This window comes from Nonomuraea sp. NPDC051191 (assembly GCF_044455665.1).
Lineage (GTDB): Bacteria > Actinomycetota > Actinomycetes > Streptosporangiales > Streptosporangiaceae > Nonomuraea.
The window spans coordinates 238,042-264,118 of the sequence record NZ_JBITEZ010000006.1 but is presented as its reverse complement, the minus strand read 5'-3'; the positions used below and the strand labels follow the sequence as shown (position 1 = coordinate 264,118).

Below are 26,077 nucleotides of genomic sequence, written 5' to 3'. Positions count from 1 at the left end.
ATGCGGCTCAGGCGCGCGGCCCGAGCAGCACCGGCAGGGCGCGCACGCCGTTGTCCAGCAGCGAGGTGAGCCGCGGCAGGTCGTCCAGCGGCCCGGCGGCCCGCATGCCGGGGAACGTCGCGAACAGGGCCGGCAGCGCGACCTCGGCCTGCAACCGGGCCAGCGGCGCGCCCAGGCAGAAGTGCGGCCCGTGCCCGAACGCGAGATGCGGCACGGACGGCCTGGTCACGTCGAAGTCGGCGGCGTTCTCGCCGAACCGCTCGGGGTCGCGCCCGGCGGCGGAGAAACAGGCGAGCACCGCCTCGCCAGCCCGCAGCCGGACGCCCTCGATCTCCAGGTCCTCCATGGCGTAGCGCATCGGGAAGTAGGCGTTGGGCGACTCCCAGCGCAGCGCCTCCTCCACGGCCGCGCTCCACGGCACGGCCCCCGAGCGCAGCAGCTCAAGCTGCTCGGGCCGGCCCAGCAGGGCGCGGACGGCGTGCGCGATGAGGTTGATGGTCGTCACGTGGCCGGCGATCAGCAGCACCTGCACGGTGTCCTGCAATTCGGCGTCGTCCAGCCGTCCCTGCCCGTGCAGCGCGATCAGCTCGGTGGTCAGGTCCTCGCCGGGCGTGCCGCGCCGCAGCTCGATGATCTCGGCGACCAGGTCGAACAGCGCCCTGCGTCCCTGCGGGCCGTCCGGCGGGCACCGGTCGAGCTGCACCACCTGGTCGGTCAGCTCGCGCAGGCGCTCCCGGAGGCCGTCGGGGACGCCCAGCATCTCGACGATGACGCGCAACGGCAGCGGGTAGGCGTACTCGGCCCGCAGGTCGACCGGCTCGCCCGGCGGCCGGGCCGCCAGGTCCTCCAGCAGGTCGCCGACGATGGAGGTGATCCACGGCTCCATCCGCTGCACCTGGCGCGCGCTGAACAGCTTGACCAGCGGGCCGCGCAGCCGCCGGTGCTCCTCGCCGTCGGCGTTGAGCATGGACGCGTCGGTGACCAGCCGCATCAGCGACGTGCCCTCCGGCGCCGCGGCGCGGGCCTCGGGGTCCCAGTAGCGGATGTCGCGCGTCATCGCCGGGTGCGACAGCACCGCCTCCAGCGTCGAGTGGCTGACGGCGGCCCAGGCCCGCACCCCCTCGACCAGTACGGGGACGAGCGGCCCGGCCCGGCGCAGCCGCTCGTCGCTCGCGTGCAGGTCAAGGGTGGCCGGGTCGAGAACGAACTCGGGATCCATGGTCATCCTGTCTGTCTTGTACGTTCGGCGGTCATCGGCTCGACGCCGCCCCGCTGAAGCGGCGGGGCAGGACCATGACCGGGTTGTCGTCGAGGATCACGTCCGGCGGCCCGAAGCGCTCGGCCACCCGGCGGATCTCCGGGTCGTCGAGCAGCAGGAGCCGGCCGTCGAGGACGAGCGGCTCGTCGTCGGCGTACAGGGTGGGCCGGTCGACCTGGCAGTCGCAGTGGGCGTGGCCGGGCGCGGTGGTGACGGCCACGCCGTCGGTGAGCGCGTCGAGCCCGCAGTAGAACGCGCCGGCGTGCTTCTCCCGCTCGAACTGGGTGCCGCCGGCCACCCGCACCTTCGGGTTCAGTCCGATCAGCGCGTGCCGCAGGTAGTAGCCGCCGGGCGAGAAGCGGCGCAGCCGGTCGGCGGACGTCCCGCCCTCGATCTTCTGCACCACGTTGCCGGCCAGGATGACGCTCAGCGGCTCCTCGGGCACGCCGGTGACCGTGGAGTCCTCGACGACGAGCACGCCCTCGGTGTCGGCGGGCCAGAAGTTGACGCCCCCGTACGGGAAGGGCCGCCACTGGCCGGGGCCCGGCGGCTCGGCGTCCGGCATGAGGGTCAGCCCGGACAGCGTGAGGTCGGTGCCGGCCGTCGAGGTGACCCGGATCCTCGCGGCCGCGCCCAGCTTCTCCAGCGTGCGGTGCGCCAGGGCGTAGAAGACCTCGTTGGGCAGGCGGGCGCCGGTGAGCAGCGCGCCCGCCGTGGCACTCATGTGCAGGGACGCGAACCTGACGGGCAGGGCCGCGATCTCGTCGAAGAACAGCGGCGCGGTGTGCACCTCGCCCCACCAGGTGCAGGCGATGACCACGTCCGACGCCCCGACGGCGGCCCGCTCGACGTGGTGCCCGGCCCCGCTGTCCCATCCGCCGGGGCTGAACGGCGCCACCGACAGGATGTGCACGTCGGCGTCCCGGTAGGCGGCCGCGGCCGCGATGGCCTGGACGACGACCGGATCGACGGTGTGCTCGGCCAGCACCAGCACCCGCTCGCCCGGCGCCACCCGCAGGTAGTGCACCAGGTTGCGGGCGCCGGGCATGAGCTCGACGATCGAGTACGGCGCGGCCGTCGGTTCGGCCGCGTAGCCGAAGGGCGAAGTGGCGTACGGATTCGTGGTCATCGTTGTCTCCCCCCAGCGCGGTTCAGCGTGAGAGCCGCCGCGCGCCGGCCGACAGCGCGGCCGGGTCGAAGCCGAACGCGTCCGCCGGGTCGTTGCCCAGATACAGGTCGCGGACCAGCTCCCCGGCCGCCGGGGCGTTGCACAGCCCGTGGCCGGAGAACCCGGTCGCGTACAGGAACGCCGGCGATCCGGGCAGCCGGCCGATGAAGGCCGACCGGTCGGGGCTGGCGTCCCGCGGGCCGCGCACCGCCGTCTCCAGCCCGGACAGGTCCAGGCCGGGGTAGGTGGTGGCGAGCTGTTCCCTGGCCCTGACGAACCAGGCGTCCCGGTCGGTGCCGGGGTTGCCCATGCCGATCAGGATCCGGTCGCCGCGCCGGCGGATCAGCAGCCCGCTGGCGGCGTGCAGGGTGACCGGCATGTCGGGCACCTCGGGCAGCGGGCCGGTGGTGAGCAGCTCCTGCACCGCCGGACCGGTCAGCGGCAGGTCAACGCCCGCCGCCGACGCGATCCAGCCCGACCAGGCCCCTGCCGCGCACACGATCGCCTGCGCGGTGAACGTGCCGTCCGCGGTCTCGACGCGCCCGGTGGCCGGGTCGACGGCGGTGACGGCGCAGCCGGTGCGCAGCGAGGCCCCCGCCCGCGCCGCCCCCTCCGCGTACGCCTGCACGATGGCGGCCGTGTCGCTCACGAACGCCTGCGGCGACCACGCGGCCGCCAGCAGCGACGGCTCCTCGACCAGCGGGTTGAGCCGCCGGGCCTCCTCCGCGCCGATCAGCGACACGTCCACGCCCGCGGCCCGCTGCGCCGGCAGCTCGGCCTCGAACCTGTTCACCTGCTCCCGTTCGGTGAACAGCACGAGGTAGCCCACCTGCCGCATCGGCAGCTCGGTGCCGGGCCAGCTCGGGAACGAGTGATAGGCCGACAGGCTGCGCACCGCCATCGCCGAGCTGACCGGGTCGCCGGAGAAGTAGGCGCGCAGCACGTCCGCGGTGGCCCGCGAGGCGCCGGAGGCCAGGTCGTCGCGCTCCAGCACGATGGTCTCGATCCCGGCCTCGGCCAGGTGGGCCGCGATCGACAGCCCGATCACCCCGCCGCCGATGACCACCACCTCGGCCTGGTCGGCCTGGCTCATGCCGGGGCCACCGTCCCGCCCTTGAACGGAGTCAGCATCGGGCCGGTGACCGGGGCCACCGAACCGTCCGCGCGCAGGTGCTCGTCCACCTGCCAGGGGAAGAGCTGGAGGTTCCAGGCGCCCAGGCAGTTGACGTACAGGGCCATGTGGCTCATGAGCGCGACGAAGTCCTCGCGGTCCTGGAGCTGGTCGGTGATCTCCAGCGCGCGCTCGGTGAACTGGTGCAGCTTGTTGAGCCCGCAGTAGCCGAGGAACTCGGCCGGGGTGGCGGCCATGATGCGCGCCATCTGCTGCAGGAACTCCAGCGGGAGCTGCTGCTGCTGGGCGGCCCTGACCAGGCCGGAGTAGCAGCAGTAGCCGAGCGGGCGGGTCTCGCCGTTGACGAACAGCATCGTGGTCAGGGTGGTGCCGAAGCTGCCCGCGCCCGAGGCGATCCGGCCCTCGTGCAGGTCGACCAGCTCCTGGGGCGGGTCGAGCCAGATGCGCTCGATCTCGTCGTGCAACTCGGCGAGGAGCTGGTCGGCCTCGGCGTGCCGGGCCGTAGGGCGGCGCAGCTGGTGGCCGCCGCCGTCGCCGGCCCTGCGGACCTCGACGATCACGGGCTCGCCACCGGAGTACACCGACTGCCACACCGCCTGCCCGGCCTCGGCGAGCGCGTCGAGGTCCTCCTCGCGGACGGTGCCGATGGGCGTGGCGGGCATCGGCTCGCTCAGCGGGCCGTACTTGATGCCGAGGTGCTGGAGGCGGGAGCAGAACACCGAGCCGTCCGGCGCGATCCTCCGGTCGATCTTGTGGACGCCCGGGACGTGCAGCAACTCGGGCATCGGGGCCAGGTGGTAGAGGTGGTGGCCCGCCACGAGGGCGTGGCCTTGCAGGCTGCGATAGGGCAGGGTCTGCCACAACGCGTCGGCTAGGTCGCGGTTGCGTCCGTCGAGGTCTGCTGTGACCGATACGCCGATGGTGGGCCAGAGGATTTCGATCTGCCGCTCAGTGGCCGATTTGTTCATAACGCGGACAGTAACACAGCCGTTACGACGCGTAATTGAGGGGGTCGTACGACGCCCGGAGGGGAGGGATGTCCGGGGGAAGGGGCCGTGGGCGGTCGTCGCGCGCGCCGGCGGGAGAAGTTTGGCGCCCCAGTCGTTTCCGACTGGGGCGATGCCAACATTAGGGTGTTTTGTCTGGTTTGTACAGGTTCTTTAACGTGAACGTGCGGGCCGTGCCTGGACGCGGCCCGCACGTGAGATCGTCCTACCCGTGTCACGGGCCGGGCGATCAGAAGATGTTCACCCCGTAGGCGCTCAGCGCCTCGGTGACCGGCTGGAAGAAGGTCGTCCCGCCGCTGGTGCAGTTGCCGCTGCCGCCGGAGGTCAGGCCGAGCGCGATGCCGCCGGAGAACAGGGCGCCGCCGCTGTCGCCGCCCTCGGCACAGACGTTCGTCTTGATCATCTGGCGTACGGTGCCCTCGGCGTAGTTCACGGTGGCGTTGAGCGCCGTCACCGACCCGCTGTGCACGTGGGTCGTGCTGCCGCTGCGCTGCACGGACTGGCCGACGTAGGCGTTGCCCGCGCTGGTGATGTCACGCGAGCCGCTGTAGAGGTCCACGCCGCCCGGGTGGGCGATGCTGGTGTTGGTGTAGCGGACGATCGCGTAGTCGTTGCCCGGGAAGCTGGAGCCCGTCGTGTTGCCCAGGGTCGTGGTCTTCGCGGAGTTGGAGTACCACGTGGAGGCGATGTTGCCGCAGTGGCCGGCGGTCAGGAAGTAGTAGGTCGAACCGCTGACCACGTTGAAGCCCAGCGAGCACCGGTACTGCCCGCCGTAGATCGCGTCGCCGCCCTGGATGAAGAGGCTGAACGTGCCGGGCTCGTTCTCCACGCGCACGGCGGGCGTGGCCGCTTCGGCGCTCTGCCCCTGCGCGGCGGCCGCCTGGGTGTTGGCCTGCTGGACCGCGATCTGGACCTTGGTGCGAGCGGTGCTCGCGACGGTGCTGTCCACCCAGACGACGACCTGGTTGGAGGCCGGGTCGACGGCCCACGCGGTGCCGGGGACGGCGGCCGTGCGGTCGAGGAAGGACATGATGGCCTCTAGCGAGGGGCCGCTGCGGGACACGACACGAGGCACGGCGCCGGAGGCGGCGATGGCCTGCGCGTCGGCGGGATCGGTGGTGGTGACCACCATCTTGCCCTGTGCCTGGTCGAAGTAGGAGCCGGCGGTGCGGGCGCCGAGCTGCCCCTCCAGCCTGGCCGCGGCGGCGGCCGGGTCGGCGGCGGGCTGGGCCGGCGCGGGCGATGCCTGGGCGGGTACGCCCGTGACCGCGCCGGTGAGGAGTCCGGCGGTGGCGACGATCAGTGCGGCGCGCCGGATCCGTAAGCCATGGATGCTCACTGGAGCCTCCTGAGGGTGGGGTGACTTGCCCGCAAATATGAACAAAATCCCTAGGGAGGGCAAGAGGCTGTCATACTGATTTTTTGACCGTCAGTAAGAGGTCAGGGAAGGAGCGTCACCACCCCCGGCAGGTCACTGACCTGGCCTGACGCCCCGGAAAATGAGATCGCACCGGCCCGAGCAGGACTCATGAAAAGTTCGTTTCGGTATTTTCGGCGATGTCAACAAAGTTGTTTACGCCCTGTAGGAACGTCGCGGCGAACGCGTCCTGACCCAGCGTCGCGACGGCGGACGCGGTGATCCTCTCGACGTCGCCGCGCTCGGCCGCCGGCAGTGGAGCGCCCACGCTCCCGCGCAGCCCGTCGGCCGCGCCGAGCAGCAGCGCGGCCCGCCCCGCGTCCCCGGCCAGCGCCGCCGCGCCGGCCAGCCCCTCCAGCGAGAGCGCGACGGCCCGCGGCTCCCCGGCCGAGCGGGCCAGCTCCAGGCCCCGGCGGTGGCGGTCGGCGGCCGAACCGTGGTCTCCGCGCAGCTCGGCCACGAACCCCAGCTCGGCGTGGACCAGGTGCTCGCCCGCCGGAGAGGAGGGGTGGACGTCGCGCAGGCGGACGAGGTGGGACTCGGCGGCGTCGAGGTCGCCCGAACGCCGGGCGCCCAGCGCCAGGCCCATCACCGCGTGCACCTCCCCGTAGACGTGGCCGTGCCGGGCGGCCTGGTCTCTGGCGCGTTCGTGCAGGTCGCGGGCGCGCTCCCAGTCGTGGGCGAGCAGCGCCAGACGGCCGAGGCCCGATCGGCGGGCCGACAGCTCGTTCGCCAGGCCCAGGTCCTCGGCGATGCGCAGCCCGTCCTCCTGCAGCCGGGCGGCCTCGGCGTAGTCGCCCCGGATCTCGGCGACCGCCGACAGCGGCGGCACCGTCTGCAGCTCGCCCCAGCGGTCGCCGAGCTCGCGGAAGAGCTCCGCGCCACGCCGGGCGTGCCGGGCGGCCGCGGCCAGGTCGCCGTCGAGCAGCGCGTGCATGGCGCGCAGGCTGAGCGTGGCGGCGGTGGTCCAGGGGTCCTCGGACGCGGCCGCCAGGTCGAGCGCGCCGGTGTCGAGGTCGCCGGCGTTGAACAGGGCGTAGGCGTACAACCAGACCACCCGCCCCGGCACGGCCGCGCCGCTGGACGAGAGGTCGCCGAGCGGCACCGGCTCGGGACGGCCCCCGGTCAGCAGCGTGAACGCGGCGTGCGCCACCCGCGCGCCGGCCGACCCGGGGGCGAGCGCGCACACCCGTGCCAGGCTGTGGCGGCCCTCGTGCAATCGGCCGCGCAACAACCACCACCACGACAGGGCGCACCCCAGACGGTCGGCCAGGACGGCGTCCCCGCGCCCGGCCGCCTCCTCCAGCGCCGCGCGCAGGTTCGCGGACTCGGCGTCGAGCCGGGCCAGCCACTCCCGCTGCCCGGCGCCGCGCAGGGCGGGCTCGGCGCGTTCGGCCAGGGCCGTGTAGTACCGCAGGTGCCGCTCGCGCGTCTCGTCGAGGTCGTCCGCCTCGCGCAGGCGTTCCCGCGCGTACGCGGCCACCGACTCCAGCAACCCGTAACGGGGACCCGCCGGGCCGTCGGTCATGACGGCGAGCGAACGGTCGACCAGCCGGGTCACCAGGTCGAGCACCTCGTCGGCGGCGACGCCGTCACCCGGGCACACCTCCTCGGCGGCCTCCAGCGTGCAGCCGTCGCGGTGGACGGCCAGGCGGCGCAGCACGACGCGTTCGGGCGTGCTCAGCAGCTCCCAGCTCCAGTCGATCACCGCGCGCAGCGTGCGCTGCCGCTCCGGCGCGCCGCGACGCCCCCGCGTGAGCACCGCGAACCGGTCCTCCAGCCGCGCCGCCAGCTCCCGTACGCCGAGCCCCCGGACGCGGGTCGCGGCCAGTTCGAGCGCGAGCGGCAGGCCGTCGAGGCGGCGGCAGACGGCGGCCACCAGCTCCCGGGTCTCGTCGTCGGCGGGGGAGAAGCCGGGCGCGGACGCGGCGGCGCGCTCGACGAACAGCCTGACCGCGTCGGCCTCCGGCAGCGGCTCGACCACGAACACCCGCTCGCCGGCCAGGTCCAGCGGCTCGCGGCCGGTGGCCAGGACGCGCAGCCGGGGCGCGGCGGCCAGCAGGCCACCGGCCAGGCTCGCGGCGGCCTCGACGACGTGTTCACAGTTGTCCAGTACCAGCAGCAGCTCGCGCCGCCGCAGCGCACCGGCCACCCGCGCCCCCGCCGCTCCTCCCGCCGCGTCCCCGCCGGAGACGGGCGCCGCGTCCGTGCCGGACGCCGGGGTGGCGTCGTCGCGGAGGCCGAGTACGGCGGCGACGTGCTGGGCCAGGTCGTCGGCGCCACCACGCCACCCGGCCAGCTCCACCAGCCACACCCCGTCACCGAACTCCTCGGCCGGCCCCTCCTCGGGCGAGGCGGCGGCTCCACGGGCGGCCTCCAACGCCAGCCGGGTCTTGCCGACACCGCCGGGACCGGTCAGCGTCACCAGTCGTCCGGCTCTCAGCAGCCGTCGCACCTCGGCCGTGGCCGCGTCCCGTCCCACGAGGTCGCCGAGCGGCGCCGGCAGGTTCGTCCGCGCCTCCCCGTCGGGGGCCGTACCGCTTTCGGCGGGGGCGGGAGTCCCGGCGAGGAGGGCGGGGTCCTGCCGGAGGATGGCCTCGAAGAGGGTGGTGAGGGCGGGGCCGGGATCGACGCCCAGCTCGTCGGCGAGCCGGTCGCGCAGGTCCGCGTACGAGGCGATGGCCTCGCTCTGGCGCCCGGCCACGTACAGGGCCCGGAGCTGGACGGCGCGCAGGCGCTCCCGCAGCGGATGGCGGGCCACCAGCCCGGCCAGCTCGCCGGCCAGCAGGAGGTGGTCGCCCGCCGCCAGTCGCGCCTCGGCCTGCTCCTCCAGCACGGACAGGCGCTGCTCCTCCAGCCGCCGCGCCGCGCCCCGCGCGAACTCCTCGTCGGCGACGTCCGCGAACGCCGGTCCCCGCCACAACCCCAGCGCCTCGGTGAGCAGCGCGGCCCGCTCCCGCGGACCGGCGGCCGGACCGGCCGGCGCGACCAGGGAGCGGAAGCGCGCCGCGTCCACCTCGTCGGACGGCTCCAGCCGCAGCCGGTACCCCGCCGCCTGGTACGGCACCCGGTCACGCCCCAGAGCCGCGCGCAGCCGTGACACCTTGGCCTGCAACGCGTTGCCCGCCCGCTCCGGAGGCTCGGCGCCCCACAGGTCGTCGATGAGCCGGTCGGCCGACACCGGCCGCCCCTCGTGCACGAGCAGGTCGGCGAGCAGAGCCCTGACCTTGCTCTCGACGATCTTGACGGGCCTCCCCTCGTCGTCCCACACGGCGAGCGGGCCGAGCACTGCGAACCGCATGCGAGAACCGTACACACGCGCCGGAGGAGGACCGTCAGCGGACCGTCAGGATTCCCGCAGCGCCCGGGTGCAGAGTCGGTCACGAGTCACGGAGATCCACCCCGCACAGATCGGAGCGCCACCATGTCCGGCACGTCACCCCTGTTCCAGCCCACGATGCTCGGCCCGCTGAGCCTGCCCAACCGCCTGGTGATGGCGCCGATGACGCGCAACCGCGCCGCCGCCGACGGCACGCCCACCGCCCTCATGGCCGAGTACTACGCCCAGCGGGCCGCCGCCGGGCTGATCATCGCCGAGGCCACCACGCCCAACGCCGTCGGCCAGACCTACCCGAACATCCCCGCCCTGCACCTGCCCAGGCACGTGGCCGGCTGGCGGCGGGTCACCGGGGCCGTGGCCGAGGCGGGCGGACGGATGTTCGTGCAACTCCAGCACGGCGGCCGGATCGGCCACCCCGCCACCAGCGGCCTGACGCCCGTCGCGCCCTCCCCGCTGCCCCTGCCCGAGCCGGTCGCCACCCCCGGCGGGAACCGCCCGGCCGTCGTGCCGAGGGAGATGGGCCTCGACGAGATCGAGTCCACCGTGGCCGACTTCGCCGCCGCCGCGCGCCGGGCCGTGGACGCCGGGTTCGCCGGGGTCGAGGTGCACGGCGCCAACGGCTACCTCATCCACCAGTTCCTGGCCGACGGCACCAACCACCGCACCGACGCCTACGGCGGGTCGCCCGCGGGCCGCATGCGCTTCGCCGTCGAGGTGGTGCGCGCGGTCGCCGCCGCCGTCGGGCCGGAACGGGTGGGGCTGCGGCTGTCGCCCGGGTTCCCCGGGGCGGGGATGAGCGAGAGCGACACGGACCTGCTCTATCCGGCGCTCGTCGAGGAGCTGTCCGGCGCCGGGCTGGCCTACCTGCACCTGGTGTGGGCCAAGCCCGACCAGCCCCTGTACCGGCGGCTGCGCGGCGCGTGGCCGGGCGCCCTGATCGCCAACCCGGCCCAGCCGTGGCCGGGCCCGCTGCCCGCCGACGGCGGCCTGCGCGAGGCGGAACGGCTGCTCGACGCCGGGGCCGACCTGGTCTCGCTGGGGCGGGCCTTCCTGGCCAACCCCGACCTGCCCGGACGGTTCGCCGCCGGCGCCCCGCTCAACCCCGTCCGCGCCGAGCACTGGTACGGCGGCGACCACACCGGCTACACCGACTACCCGGCGCTGCGCGTCCCCGCCCTGACCTGATGATCCGACCTCAGCGTGCCTCCTGCGCGCACGACCGGCGGCGTCGCCGCGTGCCTTCGGGCCGCGACCGCGCCGCCTTCTTCGTTTCCCGCCCCTGACCTGCGGTGACATCGCCGATTTCCATCCTCCGGCGCTCCCTGGTGGAGCAGGCGGGGGCCCGAGCCGGCCGCCTACGCCGCCGCGGTGCGCAGGGCCCCGGCCGAGCTGGACGGCGGCCGCCCACTCCATGCCGCTCAGCCTGGAGGCGCTGTCGGACATCGACGGCGAAGGGCTGTTCGCCTCCACGCTGACCGCCGACGGCGAGAAGACGTTCGACGAGGTCAGGCAGACGCCCGCGGTCAAGGAGCTGAAGGCGGTCGAGGCCGGGCGCGTGGTGTCGGTGAACGGCTCGGTCTGGAGCACCCGCGGCGCCCCGCCGGCCGCCGGCGTCGTCCTCGACGAACCTGGTCAAGGCCCTCGCCGCCGGCTGACCGGTCGTCCGCCCGGCCCCTGGACACGACGGAGACCTGTGGCGGAATTTCCGGGCGCGTGCGCGGGTTGGGCCGGGTGATCGTCCGTACCTGATGAGGAGAACCCATGAACGACCAGCCCGACGTCCCGGCCGTCCGACAGCTCCGGCTGGTCGTCGAGGCGGAGGACTACGAGGCGGCGCTGACCTTCTACCGCGACGTGCTCGGCCTGCCCGAGGAGGCCGCCTACTCCTCCGGCGACGGCGCCCGCGTGGCCATCCTCGACGCGGGCCGGGCCACGCTGGAGATCGCGAACCCGGCCCAGAAGAAGATGATCGACGACGTCGAGGTGGGGCGGCAGGTCGCGCCCAAGCTCCGGGTCGCGTTCGAGGTGGACGACTCCCGTGAGACCACCGCCCGCCTGGTGTCGGCCGGCGCGGCCGAGGTGGCCCCGCCCACCCTCACGCCCTGGCAGTCGCTCAACTCCCGCCTCGACGCGCCCGCCGGGCTGCACATCACCGTCTTCCAGGAGCTCGCCACCTCGGAGGAGCGGGAGAAGCTGGACGGCTTCGGCACCTCCTGATCACCGGCCCACCCCGGCGGTGGGGCGGCCGGTTGCCATTTCGGCAACGGCATTTGTCAACCTCGTCGCGTGCGACGCACAGTGTGCCTTCGGCACGTACTGGAGGAACGCGATGGACGAGAAGTACGACGTGGTGGTCGTCGGCGGCGGGGCCGCCGGGCTGAGCGGGGCCCTGACCCTGGGCCGGGCCCGCCGCAGGGTGCTGGTGATCGACGAGGGCCGGCCGCGCAACGCCCCGGCCGACGGCGTGCACACCTACCTGGGCCGGGAGGGCGTCCCGCCGCTCGATCTGCTGGCCGCCGGCCGCGACGAGGTGACCGGGTACGGCGGCGAGATCGTCACCGGCGCCGCCGTGTCGGCCGAACGCCTGGACGCCGGCGGTTTCCGCGTACGGCTCGCCGACGGGTCGTCGGTCGTCGCGGACCGGCTGCTGGTCACCACGGGCCTGGTGGACGAACTGCCCGACCTGCCCGGCGTGGCCGAACGGTGGGGGCGGGAGGTGCTGCACTGCCCGTACTGCCACGGGTGGGAGGTGCGCGACCAGCCGATCGGCGTGCTGGCCGCCGGCTCGATCGCCGCGCACCAGGCGCTGCTGTGGCGGCAGTGGAGCGCCGACGTGACCCTCTTCACGCACATGGCCCCGCCGCCCGGCGAGGAGGACCTGGCCAGGCTGGCCGCGCGTGGCGTCACCGTCGTCGAGGGGCCGATCGCCGGCCTGTCGCCGGACTCCGGCCCGCTCACCGGCGTCACCCTGGAGAACGGCGACGTCGTCCCGTGCCGGGCCTTCGTCGTCGCCCCGCGCTTCGTCGCCCGTTCGGGTCTGCTGGCCGGGCTCGGCGTCGAGACGGCCGAGCAGCTCATGAACGGGCACGTCATGGGCGCCCACGTGCCCGCCGACCCGACCGGCGCGACCGGCGTCCCCGGCGTGTGGGTGGCCGGGAACGTGGCCAACCTGGGCGAGAACGTCATCGGGGCCGCGGCGGCGGGCGTCAGGGCGGCGGCGGCGATCAACGCCGACCTGATCGAGGAGGAGACCTGCCGCGCCCTGGCGGCCCACACCGGCGCGCCCGTCTCCGGCGAGCGGTTCTGGGACGACCGCTACGGGCAGTCCGAACGGATCTGGAGCGGCGACCCCAACGCGCGCCTGGTCGAGGAGATCGCGGACATGACGCCCGGCACCGCGCTGGAGCTGGGCTGCGGCGAAGGCGCGGACGCCGTGTGGCTCGCCCGCCGCGGCTGGCGGGTCACCGCCGCCGACGTCTCCGGCGTGGCCCTGGCCCGCGCCGCCGCCCACGCCGCGGACGAGGGCGTGGCCGAGCTCATCGACTGGCAGCGCCACGACCTGGCCGAGTCCTTCCCCGAGGGCGAGTACGACCTGGTCACCGCGAGCTACCTGCACTCGCCCGCCGAGCTGTCGCGCGAGAAGGTCCTGCGCGCCGCCGCCGCGGCCGTCGCGCCCGGCGGCCAGCTCCTGGTGATCGGGCACGCCGGCCCGCCGCCGTGGGACCCGGACGCCCACCCCGGCGTCCACCTGCCGACCCCGGAGCAGGTGCTCGACGCGCTGGAACTCGCCGAGGGGGAGTGGGAGGTGCTGCGGGCCGAGGAGTTCGCGCGCGTCCAGGCCGCCCCGGGCGGCGGGCAGGCCGTCCGCACCGACAACGTGCTGAGGATCCGGCGCCGCTGACCGATGCGGACGCCGGACGCGCGAGACGAGGAGGTCTCCGGCGAACCGGCTACCGCAGACCTCCTCGTGCGGCCATCACCGGGACACGGCTAGTTGACGCAGCCGGGAACGGGTGTGGGCGAGCAGTTGGTCGGGGTGTTGCCGCGCACCACCGAGGCCGTCAGCGTCACCGAGCCGGGGGCGCCCTCGTTGTCGATCCCTCCGGGCGCGCCGCCCGCGCGGTTGTTGTCGATCACGCTGCGGCTGATCGTCGCGATGCCGGGACCGATGTTCGCCACACCGCCACCGGCGATGCCGGCCGAATTGTCGTTGATGGTGCTCCGGATTATGGTGAGAATTCCGTCGCCGGCGATTCCGCCACCCCTTTCTCCGGCGCGGTTGTCGGTGAGAAGGCTGTTGGTGAAGGTCATTCTTCCGTCGGTGGCCGCGCCTCCGCCGTTCCTGTGCGCGGAGTTATTCAGAATATTGCTGTTCGACACGTTGACGACGGTTCCCCCGATGCCGCCGAGGCCGCCGGAGAGGGTGCCGGTGTTGTACTGGATGAGCACCCGATCGAGGTTCGTGGTACCGCTGTTGACCGCGACGGCCCCGCCGAACCCTCCTGTGGAGGTCGTCGCGTCGCCTCCCGTCAGCCTGACCCGGTCGAGGTTGAAGTTGCTGTTGACGGTGAACAGACGGAACCGGGCCGCCGCCGGGTCGCGCTGTATCGTGGCGTTCTGGCCATGGATGGTGAGCGGCTTGTTGATCGGCGGGAGGGGGCCGGTCGAGTTGTTCAGGACATAGGTGCAGCCGGGTGTCAGGAAAAGCGTGGCGCCGGGCGCGGCGCCGTTGATCGCGTTGATCAGCGCGGGCCCGGCGCACGGTACGACGGCGACCGTCGCACTGGCCGCGGGTGTTCCGGCCGCGAATGCGGCGGCCGAGAGAAAGACGCCCCCGATAAACTGATAAGCCCTGATTGCCTGCATTGAAATATCCCCCCGATCGGACTCATGGTGAATGAGTGGCGATTAGCTGGCCTGGTCATCCCCGGGGCGGATAAGCGTTACGCATATGACTTATCGGATATAAACACAAAAGCGGGTCAATTGGGATATTGCGACCCGCGCCCTTAGTCGAGGGCCGTCGTCAGCGGGCCGCGCGCGGCCTCCTCCAGCAGGGCGACGGTGACGGCCAGGTCGGGGAAGGCGTCGATGAAGGCGTCGACGGGGTGCGGGGCGAAGTCGGCGGGCTCGCGCAGCCCGCTCTGCATGCAGGCCACGAACCGCAGCCCGGCGCCGGTGGCCGCCTGGGCGTCGGTGGGTGAGTCGCCCACGTAGAGGCATTCGCCGGGGGCCAGGCCGGTGACGGCCAGCAGCTCGTCGAAGGCGCGCGGGTCGGGCTTGCCGAAACGGGTGTTGTCGGCGTGGTAGACGGCCGCGATCCGGCCGTCGAGCACGTGGCCGGGCGCCATCAGGTGCTCCATCTCGGCCTCGGTGCGGGAGGTCAGCAGCATGACCGCGCGCCCGGCCGCGTTGAGCTCGTCGATCACGCGCAGGTTCTCGCCAGGGACGACGTCGACCAGCCCGGCCGCCACGTACTCGCGCAGCACGGCGTGGTGCAGGGGGAGGTAGGCGGCCAGGTCGAGGCCGGGCGAGCGCAGCGGCATCGCCTCGTGCAGCGGCCGGCCCCACGTCGCCACGTGCACCGCCCTGGACATGGGCCCTCGGCCGAGGCGCGCCAGGACCTCGTTCTCCAGCTCGAAGCACGCGGCCTCGGTGAGGCACAACGTGTCGTCGACATCAACCACCACGGAACGGATCACAGGCCACACCATAACCGGCGGCCGCGTCAGGAGCCGACGGCGGCGGCGCGCAACGCGCCCGCGAGGTGCGCGACCGGGCCGGGGACGGGGCCGGGAAGACGGGCCAGCAGCAGCCGGCGCTGCTCGCGCGGCCCGCCCCGCACCGGCAGCACCCGTACGCCCTCCGGCACGGCCGGGCCCATCGACGCCGGCACCGTGGTCAGGCCGCAGCCGGCGGCGACGAGGGCGAGCTTGGCCAGCCAGTCGCGGGCGACGAACACCGTCTCGGGACGCTCGTCCAGGCCCGGCCACACGCCCAGGGTGGGGCTCTCGCCCGCCGCGGCGGCCGGGCCGGCGATCCAGGGACGGCCGTGCAGGTCGGCGACGTCCACGTACTCCCCCCGGGCCAGCGGGTGCCCGGCGGGGACGGCGACACGCAGGCCGCGCTCGGCCAGGATCTCGATCTCCAGCGCCGGCGTCTCGGCGTCCGGGGCGCGGAAGGGCGGCGCCGAACTGAGCAGGGCCACGTCCAGTGTGCCGGCTCGCAGCGCGCGGACCAGTGCCGAGCTGCCGTCCTCGCGGCCGGTGACGGCGATGGACGGACGCGTGCGCCGCAGCTCGGCCAGCGCGCGCGGCACCAGGACGGCCCCCGCGCTGGCGAACCAGCCGAACCGCACGGTCGCCGGCTCGGCGGGCAGCCCGGCCAGCTCGCGGGCCGCGGCGTCGACCTCGTCCACGACGGTGGCGGCGCGGCGCAGCACGAGCCGTCCGGCGGCGGTCAGGCGCACGCCGTCGTGACGCCGCTCCAGCAGCCGGGCGCCGGCCGCGCGTTCGAGCGCGGCGACCTGCCGGGAGACGGCGGACTGGGTGTAGCCGAGGGCGGTGGCCGCCGCGGTGAGCGTGCCGCGCTCGGCGACCTCGCGGAAGACCCGCAGGGCGGTGAGCGAGGCGTCGGTGAAGGCCATGACGATCACGCATACCGGACTTGACGGACTTTCGCTACCCGAATGTCTCCGGCGCTCCTAATCTGGCCGATGCCGGGAGCGCGCACCGGCCCGCGGAACGATTCCCGAAGGAGCAGACAATGAGTACCACCCCGAAGGTCGCCCTGGTGACCGGCGCGACGCAGGGGCTCGGGCTGGCCCTGGTCGAAGGGCTGGCCCGCCGGATGACGCCGTCCGACACCGTCTACCTCACCGGCCGCGACCCCGGCCGCGTGGCCGAGGCCGCGGCGGCGATGCCCGCCACCGGCGCCCGCGTACGCGGCGAACTGCTCGACGTGGCCGACCCCGAGGCCGCCGCCCAGCTGGCCGGCCTGCTGAGCGAGCGGCACGGCGGTGTGGACGTCGTGATCGGCAACGCGGTCATGCGCGTCGGCCCGGACGACGACATGCGCCGGCTCATCGACGCCTACACCGAGGTGAACAACTTCGGCACCACCCGGCTGCTGCGCGCCTTCGCGCCGCTGCTGCGGGACGGCGGCCGCCTCCTCGTCGTCGTCAGCTCGCTGGGCACGCTGAACCATTTGGCGCCCGTCCTGCACGATCGCTTCGACGGGCTGGAGAGCCTGGAGGAGGTGGACGCGCAGGTGGCCGCCTGGCGTGACGCGGTCAAGGACGGCAGCGCCCGCGCCCAGGCCTGGCCGGGATTCGTCAACATCCCGTCGAAGATCGCACAGGTGGCCGCGGTGCGGGCCCTGGCCGGGCAGCGGCGGGACGAGGACGCGAGCCGCGGGATCCTGCTGGCCGCCGTCTGCCCGGGGATGATCAACACGCCGACGTCCGGCCTCTGGTGGGACGTCAGCGGCGCCCCTTCGCCGGAGCGGGCCGCCGTCCCCCTGCTCGATCTGGCCCTCGGCCCGGTGGACCCCGGCCACTACGGGGAACTCGTCCGGTTCGGACAGGTTCTCCCGTGGCGGCCGGGGCGGCGGGCGGCTAGTTGATCGTGACGATCGTCCCGCTGCCGTTGGGGTACTCGACGTAGCCGGTGTTGACCCGCGGCGTCGCCCCCGTCCAGGACGCGGTCAGCGTGAACGGCGTGCCGGCGCTCGTCTTCGGCCTGGCCGGCGTGACGGTGAGCGCGCCGCGCTCGTGACCCGGCTCCACGATGTCGACCTGCGTGGTGAACGCCGTGGACGTGGTCCCCGGCAGGTCCCCGAGGGAGAGCACGAGCAGGGTGTGCCGGCCGGGCCGGGGGCGGGACAGCACCGCGCGGTGGTCGCCGTCCGGGGCGGACACCCACGACTCGAACTCGCGCCCGCCCTTGCCCTCGTAGAGAAGCAGGCCGCCGACCTGCGCCTCCGGGTCGACCGCCTTGATGCGGAACGCGACGGCCTTGGCGCCCTCGGGCACCGTGACCGGGATCTCGCGGCCCATGATCTCGTCCTGGCTGACCGTGCCCGGCCGCTCCTCGCCCGAGACCGGCCCGTACGGGGTGACCTGGAACTTCCGCAGCCCCGGCGTCACCTCGAACGACAGCGAACCGGCCGCGCCCGTGCCCCGCACCTCTGCGGGCGCCTTGGCGCTCAGCGGCGTGGCCACGACCGCGCTGCGCACGCTGGTGCCCGCGCCGGTCCAGGTGAGGTGCCCGCTCACGGTGTCCCCGGTGGCCTCGGGCAGCGTCTCCAGCGTGACGGTGAACTCCTTGGCCTGACCGGCCTCCTTGAACACCAGCGTGGACGGCTTGACCTTGGCCTTGAACCCGGGCAGCTCGATCGAGGCGTGGTAGACGCCCGGCGTCAGCGCCGTCACCCGGCGGGTGACCGTGCGGGAGCCGAACAGCTCGCCCACCGAGATCGTCGGGTAGTTCAGGTCGGAGGCGGCCAGCGGCTTGACGCCGGTGCCGGTGGCGACCCCGAGGCCCTCCAGGAAGCCGTACCAGTCCTCGGCCCCGGCGTCGTAGACCAGGCCGGGGGTGAACATGCGGGACGGGTCCACGTGGCCGGCGCCCTGGGCGAAGACGTCCGGGGTCCTGGTGTCGTACGCGGTGGTCATCATGGCCGACTTGATCGCCATCGGCGACATCCGCGGATTCCGGCCGAGGTAGAGGGCGGCCAGGCCGGCGATGTGCGGGGTGGCCATCGAGGTGCCGGAGTAGAAGTCGAAGTCCTTGCCGTCGTTGCCCGGAGGCGCCACGGCGGCCAGGATCGCCGAGCCGGGGGCGGTGATGTCCGGCTTGAGCAGGTCACCCTTGGCGGAGAGGGCGGGGCCGCGCGAGGAGAAGCTGGTGACCTCGGGGTAGGCCACGCCGTCGGCGGGGGCCGGGAGCAGGGTGGCGGTCGCGCCCGGCGTGGCCGCGTACGCCGCGATCTTCCCGGCGTCGGGCGCGTCCACGTGCACGGTCGGCACGGCGTGCAGGTCGGCGTCGGTGGACTGGACGGTCGGGTTGCCGAGCACCATGCCCACGCCGCCGGCCCGCCTGACCTCGGCCGACTTCTCCACGCGGGGGGTCGTCCCGCGCGCGCAGTAGACGATCTTCCCGGCGGCCCTGGCCGGGTCGAGCGAGCCGGCCGCGCACACCTCGGCGTCGGCGTCGGCGGCCGGGCCGGCCTTCACCGACACGGCGGTGACCAGCGGCTTGGGACCGACCGGCGCGACGACGGAGGTGCTGATGCCGCGGTAGGCGGAGCCGTCGCCGAGCCGGACCTCGCCCCGGCGGGGCGCGATCGTGCCGGCGGCGACGGTCGTCGTCCAGGGCGCGGTGTTGTCCAGCGTGGAGGCGTCGGGGCCGGAGTTGCCGCCCGCGGTCGAGACGAAGACGCCGGCCTGGGCGGCGGCGAGGAAGGCGAGCTGGATCGGGTCGTCCGCGGCCGACTCCGACATCTCGCTGCCGATCGAGTAGTTGATCACGTCCACGCCGTCGGCCACCGCCTGGTCGATGGCCGCGATGAGGTCGGAGCTGTAACCGCCGGTCGTGCCGCCGTTCTTGCCCTGCCACAGGGCCTTGTAGACGGCGATCGCCGCGCCCGGCGCGACGCCGGAGACCGTGCCGAAGTCGATGCCGCCCGCGGCGGCCGGGACGCCGTTGTTCCCCGCCGCGGTCCCGGCGGTGTGCGAGCCGTGCCCCTGGGCGTCGCGCGGGGAGGCGAAGTCGTCGCGCTGCTCCGGCGGGTTGTACCGCAGCCACTGCTCGCCGAAGTAGCGGGCGCTGATCAGCTTGCCGTTGCACAGGTCGGCGGTGAAGCGCTCGCCGGTCTGGCACACGCCGGTGAACGTGGAGCCGTCGGCCTTGTTCATGACCGTGGCCCCGTCCTTGAGGTAGGGCCGGTACGGGTCGGCGCCGGCGGGCGGTTCCGTGCCGAGGGCCGGGCCGGCGAAGGACGGGTTCTCCGGCCAGATGCCGGTGTCGACGACGCCGACGACCACGCCCTTGCCCGCCTTGGCCGTGCCGCCGAGCGCGGCCCACAGGCCGCGGTCGCCGGACAGGCGCAGGAAGTCGGCGGAGTTCCGGTCGTCCAGGGCCTTGTGCAGGACGTCCGGGGTGACCGACAGCACGCCCTGGGCGGCGTGCAGCCGCAGGGCCTGGGCGGGGGTGAGGTCGGCGGTGAAGCTGTTGGAGGCCACCACGTGGTGGGAGGTGGCGGACGCGCCGACACTGCGGGCCACCTCGTCCTGCCGCCCGGTCAGGCGGTCGCGGTAGCGCTTGGCGTGGGCGCTGGTGGTGTCGACCTTCCTGCCCTTGCCGCCCTTGGTGGGCGCGATGCCGGTCACGCCGCCGTCATAGGTGGCCAGGGGCGACTCGGTCAGGGTGACGACGTAGGGGGACGGGCCGGGGGAGGGGGCGGCGGGCGGCGTGGAGGCCGCCGCGGGGCGGGCCACTGCCGGGACGGCGGCGGTGACCGCCAGCGCGGCGGCCAGCGCCAGGACGCGGTGAACGCGGGTGTTGCGGGACATTGCTCCTCAAGGGGGGGGCGAGCCTGGTCACCCGTCCGGGGAGGATCACCGGAGGGCCGTCATGGAGTCAAGCGGCCAGTGGAGATCGATGTCGAGATATAGTGCTGACATTTTCGGCCACATGACCAAAAACGACATTTTGGAAGGTGCTTCTTGGGGGACGGGTCGGTGCTCGGCGCGGTGGGCCTGTCGGACTTCGACGAGCGGCTGTACCGGCTGCTGCTGCGCCGGCCCGGCCTGCGCACGGCCGAGGCCGCGGCCGCGCTGGAGGTCGGCGCCGCCCGGGTGCGCCCCGCGCTGGCCCGTCTGGCCGACGCCGGGCTGCTGCGCCGCACCGGACCCGGCCGGTACGACGCCGTGCCCCCGGAGGCCGCGATCGAGTGGCTGCTGGACCGCCGGAGGCTGGAGACCGAGGCACGGCTCGCGGCGGTCAGGACGGTCGTGTCGGACTTCACCCAGCTCTACCACTCCGGCCGGATGGGCTCCGGGCCCGCCGGGATCGTGGAGGTGCTGGCCGGGGAGGAGGCCGTCAAGCGGGTGATCACCGAGCTCCAGCGCACGGTCGGCGTGGAGCTGCTCGGCTTCGACCGCCCCCCGTACGTGGGACGCCCCGACGACTCCCACGACACCAACGAGTCGGAGCTGGACGGCACCCGGCAGCTGCTGGCGCGCGGCGTGGACATCCGCGTGGTCTACTGCGCCGAGTCGCTGGACCGGCCCGGCCGCCTGGAGACGCTGATCCGGCTGGCCGAGGAGGGCGAGCGCTCCCGGTTCGTCGCCCACCTGCCGTTCAAGCTGCGCATCGCCGACCGCAGGATCGGCCTGTTCCCGCTGGTGGACGGCGTCTACGACAACATCGCGCTGCTGCACCCCTCGCGGCTGCTGGACGCGCTGGTCGAGCTGTTCGACGTCTACTGGGAGCGCGGCCGGCCACTGGCCGGGCTGCCGCAGGCGGCGCAGGAACGCCCGGCGGAGGCGGACCTGCTGGTGCTGCGCCTGCTCAACGCCGGGCTCAAGGACGAGGCCATCGGCCGCCACCTCGGCGTCAGCGCCAGGACGGCCACCCGCAAGATCGCCGCCGTGGTGGAGAGCCTCGGCGTGACCAGCCGTTTTCAGGCGGGCGCGGAGGCGGCCGCCCGCGGCTGGCTCTGATCCCATCTCGCCGCACTTCGGTAGATCTTCGCTTACTGTGCATTTGGGGAGGTGCGCTGCGGGAGAATGTCCTCGCCGCGCACCGGTGCACGGCTCACGGGGGAATCACGGAGGATGACGTCGAGGATGAGTGCTCAGACGCAGGAGCATCTCGGCCCTTACCGGGTGATCAGGAAGATCGGCGAGGGTGGCATGGGGGTCGCCCACCTCGGTCTCGACGGCGCGGGGCGCCAGGTCGCGATCAAGGTGCTGCATCCGCACGTCGCCTCCGACCTCAAGGCGCGCGATCGCCTGGTGCGCGAGGTGGAGACCATGCGCCGGGTGCGCAGCCGGTTCGTCGCCGAGGTCGTCGACGCCGAGTTCGACGCGGACCGGCCCTACGTCGTGACGCGCTTCGCCGACGGCCGCACGCTTGAGCAGACCGTCCTGACCGACGGCCCGCTGGAGGCCCGCGCGGTCGTCAGGCTCGCGCAGGGGCTGTGCCAGGCGCTGGTCGACATCCACGCGGCGGGCGTGATCCACCGCGACCTCAAACCGGCCAACGTCATGCTGGTCGGCGGCGAGCCGCTGGTCATCGACTTCGGCATCGCCCACCTGGTCGACGCCGCCCGGCTGACGCAGTCCGGCATGTTCGTCGGCACCCCCGGCTACCTCGCTCCGGAGATCATCCGGGCCTCGCAGGTCACCCCGGCGGCCGACGTGCACGCGCTGGCCTCGACGGTGTTCTTCGCCGCCACGGGGCTGCCGCCGTTCGGCACCGGGTCGTTCGAGGCCGTCTGCTTCAACACCATGGAGGGACGGGCCCGGCTCGACCAGGCGCCCGAATGGCTGCGCGGCTGGCTGGCCGGCGCGCTGCGGGTCGACCCGGCGGCCCGGCCCGGCGCCCGGGAGCTGCTGCGGCAGGCCGGGGCGCTCGACCCGGTCGGCCGCCCGATCAGGGCCGAACCGCCCGCCGCGAGCACGCTGACCATGGACGTCGTCTCCGCCCTGCTCCCGCCGGTCGAGTACGCGCCGCGCGGCCACGAGCACCGGCCGCCCCCCGCCCCCACGGTCCACGCGGGCCGGCCGGAGGAACGCTCGCGGCGTCCCGCCGAGCCCGCGGCGCCCCCGGCGCCCGCCGAGCCCTTCGACCTGCGGCGGTTCGTGACCAGCAGCGGGTTCGTCGGGGTGCTGGCGCTGGTGACGCTGTCGGCCTCGACCGTCGTCACGCCGGTCGTCGGCGGCCTGCTGGCGGTGGCGCTCTCGCTGGCGCTGCGCGCCGCCGACCACTTCCTCACCGAGGAGCGGCCGACGGCGTCCCGCGCCGCGCTCGTGGCCATGGGCAACCTGCTCCTGTCGCTGGCCTGCGGCCTGGGCGTGGCCGGCCTGCTGGAGGCGGCCGGATCGAGCACCAGCCACGCCGAGGCCCTGGCCGCGGGCGGGTTCACGCTGGGGCTGTTCGTGCTGCCCGGCGCGGCGCCGGTGCGGCGCAGGGCCTCGGCGTGGCTGGCCCGCCTTCTGCCCGGCCGCAGCGCGACCGTGGTGACGGTGGCCGTCATGGGGCCGATCGCGCTGCTGGCGACGATCGCGGCGCTGCTCCAGGGCTGACCGGCCCGGCTGACCGGCCCGGCTGACCGGCTCAGCCGCCGGTGGCCTCGGGCAGCGACCGCAGAAGCGCCAGGTCGTGCAGGTCGCGTTCCCTCGGCTCGTACCCCTGGTGGAAGGCGAGCTGCTGGGCCGCCGACAGGCACGGCACGCGCCGCCCGGCGACCGTGCCCGAGGTGAAGGCGGCCGCCGGGTAGAAGAGCGCGCCGCCCCTGTCGTCGAGGTCCTGCACGGCCGAGCCGTCCGCGGCGAAGCGGAGCGGATGCAGGTCGAGCTCGCGGCCGAGGTCGTCGGCCATGACGAAACGGGCCGGACGGCCGGGCACCGCGCCGTCCCGCTCGGTGTAGCCGAGCGCCTCCAGCGCCCCGATCACGCGCGGCTCCTGTTCGGCCCGGTGCAGCAGGTCGAGGTCGTGGTGGTCGCGGGTGGCCCGGCCGACGAGGGCATCGACGCCCCAGCCGCCGGCGATCCACACCGCGCAGCCGGCCGCGCGCAGCGCCGCGCGTACCCGCAGCAGCTCCCCGGCATCGAAGATCATTCGGGGTAGCGTACGGCTGGACACCGCGACGGTCAACGTGTTCAGAATGGGCCTCGTGACGCCTTCGACCGGGCACGTCGTCAGGGACCCGCTCACCGGGCGGGTCGAGCGGCCGCTCGCGCCCGTCGGCCCCGAGCGGCTGGCGGAGATCGCGGCCGGGCTGCGTGCGACGGCCCCCGCCTGGCGGGCCCCCGGCCGCATCTCCGAACGGATGGAGGTGCTGGCCGCGTTCGGCAGGGCGCTGGCGGCCGACGACGAACTGCTGGCCGCGCTGGTGGCCGACACCGGCCGGGAGGCCGAGTCCAGGCTGGAACGGCAGCTCACGGCCGGCCTCGTCGAACGATGGGCACGCCAGGCCCCCGCCCTGCTCGCGCCCCCACCCGAACGACCGGCCGCGCTGCCGGGGATCGCGGTGGGCGGCGACGCGGTGCCGTACGAGCTGGCCGGGGTGATCAGCCCCTGGAACTTCCCGCTGCTGCTTGGCCTGATCGACGCGGTGCCCGCGCTGGCGGCCGGCTGCGCGGTGCTGGTCAAACCGAGCGAGGTGACGCCGCGCTTCATCGAGCCGCTGACGCGGCTGATCCCTGACGAGCTGCCGCTGCGGCTGGTCGAGGGCGCGGCCGAGACCGGCGAACGGCTCGTCGGCCTGGTGGACACCGTCGTGTTCACCGGCAGCGTGCCGACGGGCCGCCGGGTGGCCGAGGCCGCGGCGCGCGCGTTCGTCCCCGCCCACCTGGAGCTGGGCGGTAAGGACCCGGCGATCGTCCTCGCGGGCGCCGACCTGGAACGGGCGGCCGAGGCCGTGTTGTGGGGCGGCACGGCCAACGCCGGGCAGTCCTGCCAGTCCGTCGAACGCGTCTACGTCGAGCGCGGCGCGTACGACGCCTTCCTCGGCCTGCTGGCCGACCGGGCCGCGGCGACCCGGCTGACCTGCGAGGGCGGTCCCATCGGGCCGATCATCGACCCCGCGCAGGCCGACGTGATCGCGGCTCACCTGGCCGACGCCGCCGCCAAGGGCGCCCTGACCCACACGGGCGGCGCGATCGAGCGGCACGGCGGCGGCCTGTGGTGCCGTCCCACCGTGCTGTCGGGGGTGCGGCACGACATGCTCGTCATGACGGAGGAGACGTTCGGGCCGGTGCTGCCGGTCATGGCCGTGTCCGGGGCGGAGGAGGCGGTGGCGCTGGCCAACGACAGCGTGTACGGCCTGTCGGCCGCCGTGTTCGCCGCCACCGAGCGGGAGGCGCTGGCCGTCGCGGCCCGGCTGAACGCCGGCGCGGTCAGCGTCAACGACGCCGCGCTGACCGCGCTCGTCCACGAGGGTGAGAAGAACTCCTTCGGCCTGTCGGGGCTCGGCGGCTCGCGCATGGGCGCCGCCTCGATCGGCCGGTTCCTGCGCCGCAGGGCGTACCTGGTCAACCGGTCCGGGGCCGCCGATCCGTGGTGGCACCCGAGGAAGGGATAGAGCATGGGACTGCGTGCCGAGATGCCGCTGCTGGCCCGCCACGAGGGCGAGTGGGCCGGCGAGTACGTGCACGTCGACAAGGACGGCGCCGTGATCGACCGGCACCACGTCGAGATGACCTGCGCGATCGTCGGCGACGCCCACTACCACCAGACCAACCGCTACCGCTGGGACGACGGCCGCACCGAGGTGCACGAGTTCCCCGGCACGTACCTGGGCGGCGGCCGGTGCGGCTTCGACACCGAACGGCTGACCGGCCAGTTCTGGGAGCTCGACGACAGCACCATCTACCTGACCTGGCGCTTCAAAGCCGAAGGCGACGACCTGCGGCTGTTCGAGCTGATCGTGCTGAGCGCGGACGGCGACTCCCGCAGCCGCACCTGGCAGTGGATCAGGAACGGCGAATGCGTCCGGCGCACCCTGATCGACGAGCGCCGGACGGCCTGACATGACCGCCTACGCCGCCCTGGCGCTCCAGATTGAGGCCAGGGCCCTCACCGGCCGCGCCGACCTGGCCCGCGCCGTCGAGCGCGTCGCAGAGCGCGTCGGCGGCAGCAAGGCGTGGCTCGGCCCGGCCCTGCGGCTGGTGGTGCTGCCGGAGTACGTCCTGACCGGCTTCCCCGCCCGGCAGGGCCCGGCCGAGTGGCGCGAGAAGGCCGCCCTCGACGTGGACGGGCCCGAGTACCGGGCGCTGGGCGCGATCGCCGCCGCGAACGACGTGTTCCTCTGCGTGAACGCCTACGAGCGCGACGAGCACTTCCCCGGCCTGTACTTCCAGGCGTGCGTGATCCTCTCCCCGGCGGGGGAGGCGGTGCTGCGCTACCGGCGGCTGCACTCGATGTTCACGCCCACGCCGTACGACGTGTGGGAGCGCTACCTCGACCGCTACGGCCTCGACGGCGTGCTGCCGGTCGCGCGTACCGAGATCGGGAACCTGGCGGCGCTCGCCTCGGAGGAGATCCTGGTGCCCGAGCTGGCCAGGGCGCTGGCCCTGCGTGGCGCGGAGGTGTTCTGCAACCCGACCTCCGAGGCGTACTCGCCGGCCCTGACCCCCAAGGCCGTCGCCCGGCGCGCCCGCGCCGTGGAGAACCTGGCCTTCGTCGTCTCGGCCAACACCGCCGGGCTGTCCGGCATCGCGATCCCGGGCGACTCGGTCAACGGCGGCTCGGAGGTGATCGGTCCCGAGGGCCGCGCGCTGGCCCAGGCCGGGCCGGGGGAGACACTGGTCGCCGCCGCCGAGCTGGACCTGGCCGCGCTGCGCCGCGCCCGCCGCGGGCCCGGCATGGCGAACCTGCCCAGCCGGGTCAAGACGCGGCTGTGGGCCCAGGCGTACGCCGCGCACGACGTCGAACGGCCCGGCGAGCTGACCGACGCCCCGGACTGCGCCTTCTACGCCGCCCGGCAGCGCGAGGTCATCGAACGGCTGTACGGCCGGGAGTGAAC

At 74.2% G+C, this 26,077-nt stretch carries 21 protein-coding genes; 10 read left to right on the top strand and 11 right to left on the bottom strand.

Features of this window, described 5'->3' with window-relative positions:
- Positions 1–7: 7 nt before the first annotated feature.
- The 6 genes from ACIA8R_RS19215 to ACIA8R_RS19190 form a co-directional block, all read right to left on the bottom strand.
- On the bottom strand, positions 8–1,219 hold the full coding sequence (locus ACIA8R_RS19215; protein WP_364087791.1) for a cytochrome P450: 1,212 nt from the start codon (positions 1,217–1,219) through the stop codon (positions 8–10).
- A 31-nt stretch (positions 1,220–1,250) separates the two neighbouring features.
- Positions 1,251–2,387, bottom strand: coding sequence for a hypothetical protein (locus ACIA8R_RS19210; protein WP_357696908.1), 1,137 nt, complete (start codon positions 2,385–2,387; stop codon positions 1,251–1,253).
- Positions 2,388–2,409: 22 nt separating this feature from the next.
- On the bottom strand, positions 2,410–3,519 hold the full coding sequence (locus ACIA8R_RS19205) for an FAD-dependent oxidoreductase (protein ID WP_364087788.1): 1,110 nt from the start codon (positions 3,517–3,519) through the stop codon (positions 2,410–2,412).
- Positions 3,516–4,526: a hypothetical protein gene (locus ACIA8R_RS19200; RefSeq protein ID WP_357696912.1), complete on the bottom strand. Its 1,011-nt coding sequence runs from the start codon at positions 4,524–4,526 to the stop codon at positions 3,516–3,518. The genes ACIA8R_RS19205 and ACIA8R_RS19200 overlap by 4 nt, the downstream gene beginning before the upstream one ends.
- A gap of 268 nt (positions 4,527–4,794) precedes the next feature.
- On the bottom strand, positions 4,795–5,904 hold the full coding sequence (locus ACIA8R_RS19195; RefSeq protein WP_357696914.1) for a S1 family peptidase: 1,110 nt from the start codon (positions 5,902–5,904) through the stop codon (positions 4,795–4,797).
- Between the two features lie 187 nt (positions 5,905–6,091).
- Positions 6,092–9,283: a BTAD domain-containing putative transcriptional regulator gene (locus tag ACIA8R_RS19190; protein ID WP_397039514.1), complete on the bottom strand. Its 3,192-nt coding sequence runs from the start codon at positions 9,281–9,283 to the stop codon at positions 6,092–6,094.
- Between the two features lie 123 nt (positions 9,284–9,406).
- Here ACIA8R_RS19190 and ACIA8R_RS19185 point away from each other — a divergent pair, with 123 nt between their 5' ends.
- From ACIA8R_RS19185 to ACIA8R_RS19170, 4 genes are all read left to right on the top strand, one after another.
- Complete coding sequence (locus ACIA8R_RS19185) at positions 9,407–10,507, top strand: alkene reductase (RefSeq protein WP_364087781.1); 1,101 nt, start codon at positions 9,407–9,409, stop codon at positions 10,505–10,507.
- A 226-nt stretch (positions 10,508–10,733) separates the two neighbouring features.
- Positions 10,734–11,057, top strand: a complete 324-nt coding sequence (locus tag ACIA8R_RS19180; RefSeq protein WP_397039513.1) for a hypothetical protein — start codon at positions 10,734–10,736, stop codon at positions 11,055–11,057.
- 26 nt (positions 11,058–11,083) lie between these two features.
- A complete protein-coding gene (locus tag ACIA8R_RS19175) occupies positions 11,084–11,539 on the top strand; it encodes a VOC family protein (RefSeq protein WP_364087777.1) in 456 nt (151 codons plus the stop codon).
- 112 nt (positions 11,540–11,651) lie between these two features.
- Positions 11,652–13,223, top strand: coding sequence for an FAD-dependent oxidoreductase (locus ACIA8R_RS19170; RefSeq protein ID WP_397039511.1), 1,572 nt, complete (start codon positions 11,652–11,654; stop codon positions 13,221–13,223).
- 89 nt (positions 13,224–13,312) lie between these two features.
- Here ACIA8R_RS19170 and ACIA8R_RS19165 read toward each other — a convergent pair whose 3' ends face one another.
- The 3 genes from ACIA8R_RS19165 to ACIA8R_RS19155 all read right to left on the bottom strand — a co-directional run bounded on the left by ACIA8R_RS19165 (position 13,313) and on the right by ACIA8R_RS19155 (position 15,968).
- A complete protein-coding gene (locus ACIA8R_RS19165) occupies positions 13,313–14,188 on the bottom strand; it encodes a hypothetical protein (RefSeq protein ID WP_397039510.1) in 876 nt (291 codons plus the stop codon).
- Positions 14,189–14,331: 143 nt separating this feature from the next.
- Positions 14,332–15,024, bottom strand: a complete 693-nt coding sequence (locus ACIA8R_RS19160) for an HAD-IA family hydrolase (protein ID WP_357696925.1) — start codon at positions 15,022–15,024, stop codon at positions 14,332–14,334.
- A gap of 26 nt (positions 15,025–15,050) precedes the next feature.
- Positions 15,051–15,968: a LysR family transcriptional regulator gene (locus ACIA8R_RS19155; protein ID WP_357696927.1), complete on the bottom strand. Its 918-nt coding sequence runs from the start codon at positions 15,966–15,968 to the stop codon at positions 15,051–15,053.
- A 119-nt stretch (positions 15,969–16,087) separates the two neighbouring features.
- Here ACIA8R_RS19155 and ACIA8R_RS19150 point away from each other — a divergent pair, with 119 nt between their 5' ends.
- The gene (locus ACIA8R_RS19150) at positions 16,088–16,945 is read left to right on the top strand and encodes an SDR family NAD(P)-dependent oxidoreductase (RefSeq protein WP_397039507.1); all 858 of its coding nucleotides are present in this window, start codon (positions 16,088–16,090) and stop codon (positions 16,943–16,945) included.
- On the opposite strand, the gene ACIA8R_RS19145 is transcribed toward ACIA8R_RS19150, so the two are convergent.
- Positions 16,938–19,895: a S8 family serine peptidase gene (locus ACIA8R_RS19145; protein ID WP_397039505.1), complete on the bottom strand. Its 2,958-nt coding sequence runs from the start codon at positions 19,893–19,895 to the stop codon at positions 16,938–16,940. The genes ACIA8R_RS19150 and ACIA8R_RS19145 overlap by 8 nt on opposite strands.
- Before the next feature lie 153 nt (positions 19,896–20,048).
- Here ACIA8R_RS19145 and ACIA8R_RS19140 point away from each other — a divergent pair, with 153 nt between their 5' ends.
- Together ACIA8R_RS19140 and ACIA8R_RS19135 are read left to right on the top strand one after the other, a co-directional pair.
- Positions 20,049–21,047: a helix-turn-helix domain-containing protein gene (locus ACIA8R_RS19140; RefSeq protein WP_357696933.1), complete on the top strand. Its 999-nt coding sequence runs from the start codon at positions 20,049–20,051 to the stop codon at positions 21,045–21,047.
- Between the two features lie 126 nt (positions 21,048–21,173).
- Complete coding sequence (locus ACIA8R_RS19135) at positions 21,174–22,634, top strand: serine/threonine-protein kinase (protein ID WP_397039504.1); 1,461 nt, start codon at positions 21,174–21,176, stop codon at positions 22,632–22,634.
- Between the two features lie 31 nt (positions 22,635–22,665).
- Here ACIA8R_RS19135 and ACIA8R_RS19130 read toward each other — a convergent pair whose 3' ends face one another.
- Positions 22,666–23,169, bottom strand: a complete 504-nt coding sequence (locus ACIA8R_RS19130) for a nucleotidyltransferase domain-containing protein (RefSeq protein WP_387673286.1) — start codon at positions 23,167–23,169, stop codon at positions 22,666–22,668.
- Between the two features lie 55 nt (positions 23,170–23,224).
- On the opposite strand from ACIA8R_RS19130, the gene ACIA8R_RS19125 reads away from it, so the two are divergent.
- The 3 genes from ACIA8R_RS19125 to ACIA8R_RS19115 are packed head-to-tail and all read left to right on the top strand — an operon-like array spanning position 23,225 to position 26,075.
- On the top strand, positions 23,225–24,634 hold the full coding sequence (locus ACIA8R_RS19125) for an aldehyde dehydrogenase family protein (protein ID WP_397039502.1): 1,410 nt from the start codon (positions 23,225–23,227) through the stop codon (positions 24,632–24,634).
- 3 nt (positions 24,635–24,637) lie between these two features.
- Positions 24,638–25,081, top strand: coding sequence for a hypothetical protein (locus tag ACIA8R_RS19120; RefSeq protein WP_364087755.1), 444 nt, complete (start codon positions 24,638–24,640; stop codon positions 25,079–25,081).
- A gap of 1 nt (position 25,082) precedes the next feature.
- The gene (locus ACIA8R_RS19115; RefSeq protein WP_397039500.1) at positions 25,083–26,075 is read left to right on the top strand and encodes a nitrilase-related carbon-nitrogen hydrolase; all 993 of its coding nucleotides are present in this window, start codon (positions 25,083–25,085) and stop codon (positions 26,073–26,075) included.
- The last annotated feature ends 2 nt before the right edge of the window (positions 26,076–26,077 follow it).